At 74.5% G+C, this 8,647-nt stretch carries 8 protein-coding genes; 4 read left to right on the top strand and 4 right to left on the bottom strand.

Features of this window, described 5'->3' with window-relative positions:
• The 4 genes from E4P41_RS14820 to E4P41_RS14805 all read right to left on the bottom strand — a co-directional run.
• The coding region (locus tag E4P41_RS14820; protein ID WP_245177363.1) for a DUF222 domain-containing protein at positions 1-1,155 on the bottom strand (1,155 nt) is incomplete at its 3' end.
• Between the two features lie 140 nt (positions 1,156-1,295).
• Positions 1,296-2,579 carry a threonine ammonia-lyase IlvA gene (gene ilvA / locus E4P41_RS14815; protein WP_135142042.1) on the bottom strand — a complete coding sequence of 428 codons (1,284 nt, stop codon included), beginning with the start codon at positions 2,577-2,579 and terminating at the stop codon, positions 1,296-1,298.
• 104 nt (positions 2,580-2,683) lie between these two features.
• Positions 2,684-4,396, bottom strand: a complete 1,713-nt coding sequence (locus E4P41_RS14810; RefSeq protein ID WP_135142041.1) for a bifunctional metallophosphatase/5'-nucleotidase — start codon at positions 4,394-4,396, stop codon at positions 2,684-2,686.
• Between the two features lie 98 nt (positions 4,397-4,494).
• The gene (locus E4P41_RS14805; protein ID WP_135142040.1) at positions 4,495-5,166 is read right to left on the bottom strand and encodes a hypothetical protein; all 672 of its coding nucleotides are present in this window, start codon (positions 5,164-5,166) and stop codon (positions 4,495-4,497) included.
• A gap of 61 nt (positions 5,167-5,227) precedes the next feature.
• Here E4P41_RS14805 and E4P41_RS14800 point away from each other — a divergent pair, with 61 nt between their 5' ends.
• From E4P41_RS14800 to E4P41_RS14785, 4 genes are all read left to right on the top strand, one after another.
• On the top strand, positions 5,228-5,548 hold the full coding sequence (locus E4P41_RS14800; protein ID WP_135142039.1) for a hypothetical protein: 321 nt from the start codon (positions 5,228-5,230) through the stop codon (positions 5,546-5,548).
• A gap of 213 nt (positions 5,549-5,761) precedes the next feature.
• Positions 5,762-6,331, top strand: a complete 570-nt coding sequence (locus E4P41_RS14795; protein WP_135142038.1) for a hypothetical protein — start codon at positions 5,762-5,764, stop codon at positions 6,329-6,331.
• Entirely contained in the window at positions 6,328-7,128 is an 801-nt protein-coding gene (locus E4P41_RS14790) for a (Fe-S)-binding protein (RefSeq protein WP_135142037.1), read from the top strand. The genes E4P41_RS14795 and E4P41_RS14790 overlap by 4 nt, the downstream gene beginning before the upstream one ends.
• A complete protein-coding gene (locus E4P41_RS14785; protein ID WP_245177362.1) occupies positions 7,125-8,630 on the top strand; it encodes a LutB/LldF family L-lactate oxidation iron-sulfur protein in 1,506 nt (501 codons plus the stop codon). Before E4P41_RS14790 ends, E4P41_RS14785 begins: the two co-directional genes overlap by 4 nt.
• Positions 8,631-8,647 lie beyond the last annotated feature (17 nt).

Here is an 8,647-nt window from a genome sequence, read left to right as displayed (position 1 = left end):
GGCCGGCTCCTCCTCCGGCGCGCCGACCGGCTCGCCGGCCTCGGCGCCCAGACCGGCCGGGTCCTCCTCCGAGGCGTCGACCGGCTCATCGACCCCAACGCCCGAACCGGCCGGAGCGGACTCGGCCAGGGCGGCCGGGTCGGCGGGCTCCGTCGGGTTCGCCGGATCGGCGGCGTCCGTCGCAGCAGGTGTGGAAACCCGGCCCAGGCCGGCGAAGGCGCGCACCAGCTGACGGGCCATCTCCGCGGGCACCAGCTCCCCATCCACCTCGGCCGGAGCGTCCCCACCCAGCAGCGTGCCCACCGACGCCACGACGGACAGCAGCACCTGCACCGGCGGCAGCTCCGTCTCACCGGGGCGCAGCACCAGGTCCAGCAGCGCGTCGACCATCTTCTGCCCCCGCGTCCGCACCGACCCCTCCGGACCGTCCGGACCGTCGGGGTCGTCGGCCAGCGCGTCGGCGTACCGCACCAGCGCGGCGTGCAGCGCCCGCGCCTCGGGCATGGTGCACACCACGGTCAGCGCCGCCATCCCCTCGGCCCGCTCCGGGCGGATCGAGATCCCGCGCTCCGTCAGCGCCCGGGCCAACCGCCGCGCCGCCGCGGCCGCGTCCCGCTGCGCGACCACCCGGCGGGCCTTGTCCCCCAGCTGCGCCGGCGAGGTGACCGCCTGCCGCCGGCCCATCCAGGCGATCAGCTCGGCCTCGACCTCCGCGCGCAGCACGTCGTCGGCGACCGGAGCGACCTTGTCGATCAGATGCCACAGATGACCCTCGTGCAGCACCCCCGACTCCAGCGCCGACAGCGTCGCCGGCAGCCGGTGCACCAGGATCAGCGACTCGGCCAGCAGCCGCTCGGCGCCCTGCTGGGTCAGGTTCAACGCGATCGCCACCTCCGGCGTCGCCCACTCCGACACCGGGCGCAACACCTCGGCCCGGGCGGCCCAGCGTTCGGCGCTCATCGCACCACGTTCACCCTGGGCGCGGTCGGCCGACGCCGGCCGCGTGTCGGCGAACTCCGCCACCGCCCGCGCCCGAAGAGCCGTCTGCCGCCCGATCTCCCGATCCGCGGCCTGCACCACCCCCAGCGGCCCGGACGCCCACCCCACGGCAGGTGCGCCAGCACCCGGAGTGCCGGTCCGCGTCCCGCCGTCCATGCCGTCGATCATACGTTCGAACGCGCCGATGAGCAAGTCGGATACGCAGGTCAGCGGGGTGGTTCGGCGAGAGCCGACACGCGGCAGCAGACGCCTCCCGCGCAGCCGGTGAACGGACGCTCGCCGGGGGCGACCGTGTCTCAGACGAGGAAGCGGTAGGCCGTCGTCCCCGGTGCCACGTGCTGGATCCGCAGCGGGCTGGCCTCGATTCGGGCGAGCAGCGCCGGGAAGTCGGCGGCACTCCCGAGCTCGATGCCGGTGAGCGCGGCCCCGGTCTCGCGGTTGTCGCGCTTGACGTACTCGAACAGCACGATGTCGTCGTCCGGGCCGAGCACCTCGTCGAGGAAGCGCCGCAGCGCGCCGGGTTCCTGCGGGAACTCGACGAGGAAGTAGTGCTTGAGGCCACGGTGCACCAGCGAGCGCTCGACCACCTCGGCGTAGCGGCTGACGTCGTTGTTGCCGCCGGAGAGCAGGCAGACCACCGTCTGCCCCGGACCGACGGGTACCAGCCCGCCGGTCAGCGCGGCGGTCGCCAGCGCCCCGGCCGGCTCCGCGATGACGCCGTCCACCTGGTAGAGGTCGAGCATCTCGGTGCAGACCTGCCCCTCCGGCACCGCGACCAGCTCAGCGCCGCTGTCGCGGACGAGCGGGAACGTCACGTCGCCGACCCGGCGGACGGCGGCGCCGTCGACGAAGGTGTCCAGCTGCGGCAGCTCGACCGGCGCACCGGCGGCCAGCGCGGCCGCCATCCCCGCCGCGCCGGCCGGCTCCACGCCGACGATGCGCGTGCCGGGGCTGTGCAGCCGCAGCCACGTGGCGCAACCGGCCAGCAGCCCTCCGCCGCCCACCGGCAGGACGACGACGTCCGGCAGCGTGGGCAGCTGCTCGAGCAGCTCCAACGCAACGGTCGCCTGGCCCACCACGGTGGGAACGGCGTCGAAGGCGGGCACCAGCGTCGCCCCGGCGTCCCGCGCGTGGGCCAGCGCGGCGGCGGCCGCCTCGTCGTAGGAGTCGCCGGTGACCACCAGCTCGACCATCGACCCGCCGAGGGCGGCGATCCGGTCCCGCTTCTGGCGCGGCGTCGTCCCCGGAACGAAGACCGCGCCGCGCACGCCCAGGGCCCGGCAGGCGTGAGCCACGCCCTGCCCGTGGTTCCCGGCGCTGGCGCAGACGACCCCGGCGGCCTGCCGGGCGGCATCGAGCTGGCTGATTGTGTTGTAGGCGCCGCGGATCTTGTAGGACCGGCCGATCTGCAGGTCCTCGCGCTTGACCCACACGTCGGCACCGGTCGCCGCCGACAGCCGGGCGTTGCGTTGCAGCGGCGTCCGCTCGACCACCCCGGCCAGCCGGCGGGCAGCCGCCTGCACTCCGGCGCCGAAGCGCTCCGCCGTCCCGGGGTCTGCGACGTCGAGGAGGCTCTTCACGCGACCATCCTCGCCGACGCGGTCGCCGGGGTCCTCACCGAGACGCAGCGGCGGGCGCCGCCGGTCGCGAGGACCGGCGACGCCCGCCGCAGGGTGGAGCCGGATCAGCCGGCGACGGTGATCCGGTCGGTCGCCGGCGGAGCCACCGGCTCCCCGGCGAGGTACGCGAGGAGCGCGTCGACGTCGAACCCGGGCTGGTTCACCGCGTCGGTGCCCTGGGTCAGCACGGTGAAGCCGTCCCCGCCGCCGGCGAGGAAGTTGTTCACCGTGATCCGGTAGCTCGCCACCCGGTCGACCGGGGTGCCGTCGATGGTCAGCGAGCCCGGCGTGACGGCACCCCCGGTGACCGTGTACCGGACGCTGTTCGACGGGAGCAGCACCCTCCCCACCGCGAACTGCTGGTCCAGCAGCGCGTACAGCTGCTCACCGGTGAGTGTCAGCGTGGTCAGCAGGTTGTTGAACGGCTGGACGGCGAAGGCCTCGCCGTAGGTCACGACCCCGTCGCCCTCACCGGCCGGCGACGAGGCGTACGTGAGGTCGGCCCGCACGCCGCCGGGGTTCATGAACGCCGCGACCGCGCCCGCCTCGTCGTCGGTCGCCGCGAGCTGCGCGTCGGCGATCAGGTTGCCCAGCGGGGACTCCCCGTTCAGGCTCCCGATCTTCTCCGCGCTGCGCGCGATGTCCGCGGTGATCGCCCCGACCGGCTCGTCGGCGATCGGCCGGGCGATGGCGGCGTAGCGGTCGACGAGCTGCTGCGCCCCGGCGTCCGGCGCGACGTCGCGGGTGACGACGACGTTCTCGGCGCGCGCGGCGACGACGTCGCCGGTGCGACGGTCGACAGACAGGTCGATGTCGGTGATCAGCCGGCCGTTGGACAGCGCCTGGGTGACCAGCTTGCCGTCGACCTCCTGCGCGCCCTGGCAGACGAAGCCGCTGTGGGTGTGGCCGGTGAGGACGACGTCCACGGCGTCGTCCACGTTCCGGGCGATGTCGAACGCGGGGCCGGTCGGGTCGTCGCAGGCGTTGATGCCGCCGCCGGCCGCGCCGCCCTCGTGCAGCGAGACGACGATCGTCTGGACGCCCTCGCGGCGCAGCTCCCCGGCGTACCGGTTGATCGTCTCGACCTCGTCGAGGAAGCGGACGTCGGCGATGCCCGCCGCCGAGACGATGGAGGGCGTGCCCTCCAGGGTCAGGCCGATGACGCCGACCTCGACACCCTGGACCTTGCGGATCTCGTACGGCGGCAGGATCGGGCGCTGCTCCTTCCCCCGGTCGACGACGTTGGCGGCCAGCCAAGCGGCGTCGGAGCCGTCGTAGCCGTCGCCGTCCAGGCAGCCGTCGTCCGGGTGGCAGGCACCGCCCTCGATGACCCGGCGCAGTTCGTCGACGCCCTCGTCGAACTCGTGGTTGCCGACGGTGGCGATGTCGAGGCCGAGCTGGTCCATCGCGTCCACGGTGGGCTCGTCGCGGAACAGCGCGGACAGGAACGGGCTCCCGCCGACCAGGTCGCCGTTGCTGATGGTGAGGGTGTTGCGGTTCTCCGCCTCCTGCTGCTCCAGGTGCGTGGCGAAGTACGCCAGGCCGCCGGCGTCCACGGTGCCGCCGGACAGCGTCACCCGCCCGCCGGAGCCCGTCGGCGGCTCGAGAGCGCCGTGGAAGTCGTTGAAGGCCAGCAGCTGCACCTCGACCGGCGGGGGGCCGGCCTTCTGCTGGGAGCCACCCGGCTGGGGACCGGCGGCCGCGGGGGCGGCGGTCGCGAGGGCGAGGACGGCCAGACACGCGGTGGCGGTCGCGACCGTCAGGGGACGGGGGCTCATCGGGATCTCCTCGGTCGACGACGAGTTATGGCGCCAGCACGCTACGTCGCGACCGTGGAGGTGGGGTAGCCCCTCGGTGAACAGCCGGGTACGCCGGTTCAGGGCGGCACGGGCCCGGACCGCTCGGGACCGCGCTCGAGGAAGTAGGCGCCGAGCGCACCGGCCAGTGTGGCGAACACGGCGACCGAGTAGACGGCGAGCACGACCTCCACGACGCGGGCCAGCCCGCCCTCGGCCGACAGCGGCTCCCCGGTGATGGTGGCCAGTGCCGTCTCGTGCAGCGCCGTCGCATACCCCCCGTAGTTGCCGGTCACGTACAGCAGCTGGCTGACGGCCAGGACGACGACGCCGGTCACGCCGGCCAGCCAGCCGATCCGGCCCGACAGCAGCCGCCCGGCCGACCGCGAGCCCCGGACGGCGGCGGAGAGAATCCCGCCGACCCGCGCCGCCCGCAGCACCGACAGGGCGCGGGCGAAGCGCAGGAACGGGACGGCGAGGAAGACCAGCTGCCACCAGTTGCGCGCCCAGAACCGCCGCCGGTCGCGGGCGCGGAACGCCCGGAACGCGAACTCCGCGACGAACACCGCCCACAGCAGCCAGCCGACGACCGTCAGCGTGGTGACCAGCCAGGCCTCCCGCGCCAGCGACTGGCCGAGGACGACGAGGACGAACACCAGCCCCAGCACGCTCATCGGCCGGTCCAGCCGGCGGGCCAGGCCCTCGGCCTCCCGCTCGGTCGGCTCCGGACCTGCCGCTGCGCTCGCGCCCATGCCCGGACGCCTACCCGCCGCTGCCCCGGCCGATCGTCCCCCGGGACCGCACACTGGTGCGGTGACCGCGGAGATCCCCGACAGCCCCGTCACCCGACGCGGCGTGGTCCGGCTGCTCAACACCACCGGTGGGCGGCTGCTCTGCCTGGCCGGCTCGGTCGACGCCGCCGCCGTCGACTCGTTCTGGCGGCGCTACGGGCGCGAGCCGGCGCGGGTCGACCGCATCGACGCCCGGTCGGTGACGGCGCTGTCCGAGCCCGGCCTCGAGCTGCTGCTCGACCACGTCGAGGCCGCCGAGCTCGCCGGGCGCCCGGTGGCCCTGCGCTCCTCCTCCGCGGTCACCCGAGTGCTCAGCCGCCCGGCCGGCGCCGACCGGCGCTGATCCGTCCGGTCCGGGCGCCGGGTCTCCGTGCCGCCGAAGGGCGGAACTCCGGCGGGACAGCAGGGCGGTCGGACGCTGTGCCACGCCGAGCGACCCTTCCACGACAGCGTGCTGCTGACCTGCTGTCCGCCCAGCACTCCACACGGGTCCACGGGATCCCGTGGGACTGCGCCGAGAAGAAGCAACGTCCGCAAGCCCGGCGCCCCGACGCTCGTGGGTCAGACCTCCTGCCTCGGCTCCCAGCACGACGCCTCCGCGTACGGCGACATCGTCATCACGCCCACCGACTCGCGCCGGGCCGGCGACGCCTGTGACGCACCCGGGACGGCCGATCCGCAGGACTACTCGGAGGGCATCCGCGTCCGGGACACCAGCGACGAGTCGCAGCCGCGACTGCTGGCCAGCGTGGCGACCGACTGCGGCAGCCACACCAACACCCTCGTGCCCGCCCCCGCCAACGACCGGATGCTGGTGTACGTCTCCTCGTACAGCCCCAACGACGCCCTGGCCGACTGCAGGACGCCGCACGACAAGATCGGTGTCGTCGCCGTGCCGGACGCCGACCCCGCGCCGGCCCCCGTGATCGCGGAGCCGGTGCTCTTTCCGGACGGCGGCTCCCCGGCGGGCGCACCGGGCCGAGCGAGACGTTCCCGACCGGCCGGGCTCGGCCAGGCCGGAAGGGACGACCACCTGCGCGAGCAGCTGTGTGTGAACCACCCTGGTGTCCGGGGGTCCAGCATGGTCTGCCGGGAACACACCGCACGTCGGGAGGGGACGGCATGAGGATCGCACTGTTCGCCACCTGCCTGGTGGACACGATGGTGCCGCAGGTGGCGCGGGCGACGGCGGTGCTGCTCGAGCGGCTGGGCCACGAGGTCGTCGTCCCGCCGGGGCAGGCCTGCTGTGGGCAGATGCACGTCAACACCGGGTACCGGCGCGAGGCGGTGCCGGTCGTGGCCAACCACGTGCGGGCCTTCGCCGGGGCGGAGGCGGTCGTGGCGCCGTCCGGGTCGTGCGTGGCCTCGATCCACCACCAGCAGGCGATGGTGCTGCGCCGGGGCGGCGAGCACGGGCTGGCCGCCGACGCCGAGGCGCTGGCGGAGCGGACGTACGAGCTGTCGCAGTTCCTCGTCGACGTCCTCGGGGTGACCGATGTCGGCGCCTACTACCCGCACCGGGTCACCTACCACCCGACCTGCCACTCGCTGCGGCTGCTGCGGGTCGGCGACCGGCCGCTGCGGCTGCTGCGGGCGGTCCGCGGCCTGGAGCTGGTCGAGCTGCCGGGCGCGGAGTCCTGCTGCGGCTTCGGCGGCACGTTCGCGGTGAAGAACGCCGACACCTCGACCGCGATGCTCACCGACAAGATGGCCAACGTGCTGTCCACGCACGCCGAGGTGTGCACCGCCGGCGACGCCTCCTGCCTGATGCACATCGGCGGCGGCCTCTCCCGGCTGCGCTCGGGCACCCGGACGGTGCACCTGGCCGAGATCCTGGCCTCGACCGAGCAGTTCACCCGCCCCACCACCCCGACGGACGCCGTGAGCCCGCACCAGACCACGCAGCCGGCGGTGACCGCATGACCGCGACGTCCCCGCCCCCCATGCACGAGTCGGTACCGCGCCCGGCACCGACCTTCCTCGGCCTGCCGACCGCCCCCCGTGGGGTGGGACACCTGCGCGGCGACCGGTCGTTCCCGGACGCCGCCCGCGACGCGCTGCGCGACGGGCAGCTGCGGGCCAACCTCGGGCACGCGACGTCCACCATCCGCGCCAAACGGGCCGCCGTCGTCGGGGAGGTGCCCGACTGGGAGGCCCTCCGCCAGGCCGGGAAGGCGGTCAAGGCCGCGACCATGGCCCGGCTCGACGAGCACCTGCTCGAGCTGGAGGCCCGGGTCACCGAGCGCGGCGGCACGGTGCACTGGGCCCGAGACGCGACCGAGGCCAACGCGATCGTCACCCGGCTGGTGCGCGCCACGGGAGCCGACGAGGTGGTCAAGGTCAAGTCGATGGCCACCCAGGAGATCGGCCTCAACGAGGCGCTGGAGGCCGCCGGGGTCGCCGCGCTGGAGACCGACCTGGCCGAGCTGATCGTGCAGCTCGGGGAGGACAAGCCGTCGCACATCCTGGTGCCGGCGATCCACAAGAACCGGGCGGAGATCCGCGAGATCTTCCTGCGGGCCATGGCCGACGTCGACCCGACGCTCACCGACGAGCCGCGCCGGCTGGCCATGGCCGCCCGGCAGCACCTGCGGGAACGGTTCCTGCGCGCGCGGGTCGCGGTCAGCGGCGCCAACTTCGCCGTCGCCGAGACCGGCACGCTCGCCGTCGTCGAGAGCGAGGGCAACGGCCGGATGTGCCTCACCCTGCCGCAGACCCTGATCACGGTCATGGGCATCGAGAAGGTCGTCCCGACCTGGCGGGACCTCGAGGTGTTCCTCCAGCTGCTGCCGAGGAGTTCCACCGGCGAGCGGATGAACCCCTACACGACGCTGTGGACCGGGGTCACCTCGGGCGACGGCCCGCAGGAGTTCCACCTGGTGCTGCTCGACAACGGGCGGACGGCGGTGCTCGCCGACGAGGTGGGCCGCGAGGCGCTGCACTGCATCCGCTGCTCGGCCTGCCTCAACGTGTGCCCGGTGTACGAGCGCACCGGAGGGCACGCCTACGGCTCGGTCTACCCCGGCCCGATCGGCGCCGTCCTCTCCCCGCAGCTGACCGGGGTCGAGGACAACGCCTCGCTGCCGTATGCGAGCTCCCTGTGCGGCGCGTGCTACGACGTCTGCCCGGTCGCCATCGACATCCCGTCGATCCTGGTGCACCTGCGCGCCGAGCACGTCGAGGCGCAGGAGCGGCCGACGCCGGAGGCCCTGGCCTTCCGGGGGCTGGCGAGGGCGATGTCGAACCCGCGGCTGTGGCGGCTGGCCCAGCGAGCGGCCGGCCTCGGTCGGTTCCTCGCCCGCGGGCGGCCCACCCTGCCGGCCGCGCTGCCGCCGCCGTTGTCGGGCTGGACCCGCAGCCGCGACCTGCCGGCCCCACCGCGGGAGACCTTCACCCAGTCGTGGGCCCGGGAGCACGGGCGATGACCCGACTCCTGCGGTCC

It is taken from the genome of Geodermatophilus sp. DF01-2 (assembly GCF_004571065.1).
GTDB lineage: Bacteria > Actinomycetota > Actinomycetes > Mycobacteriales > Geodermatophilaceae > Geodermatophilus.
The sequence above is the reverse complement of the archived record's forward strand: the minus strand, read 5'-3'. Positions and strand labels throughout refer to the sequence as shown.

Bases quoted from the DNA above. Each gene is read 5' to 3' on its own strand.
- E4P41_RS14810 (WP_135142041.1), bottom strand. From the start codon at position 4,396: ATGAGCCCCCGTCCCCTGACGGTCGCGACCGCCACCGCGTGTCTGGCC.
- E4P41_RS14805 (WP_135142040.1), bottom strand. From the start codon at position 5,166: ATGGGCGCGAGCGCAGCGGCAGGTCCGGAGCCGACCGAGCGGGAGGCC.
- E4P41_RS14785 (WP_245177362.1), top strand. From the start codon at position 7,125: ATGACCGCGACGTCCCCGCCCCCCATGCACGAGTCGGTACCGCGCCCG.
- E4P41_RS14790 (WP_135142037.1), top strand. From the start codon at position 6,328: ATGAGGATCGCACTGTTCGCCACCTGCCTGGTGGACACGATGGTGCCG.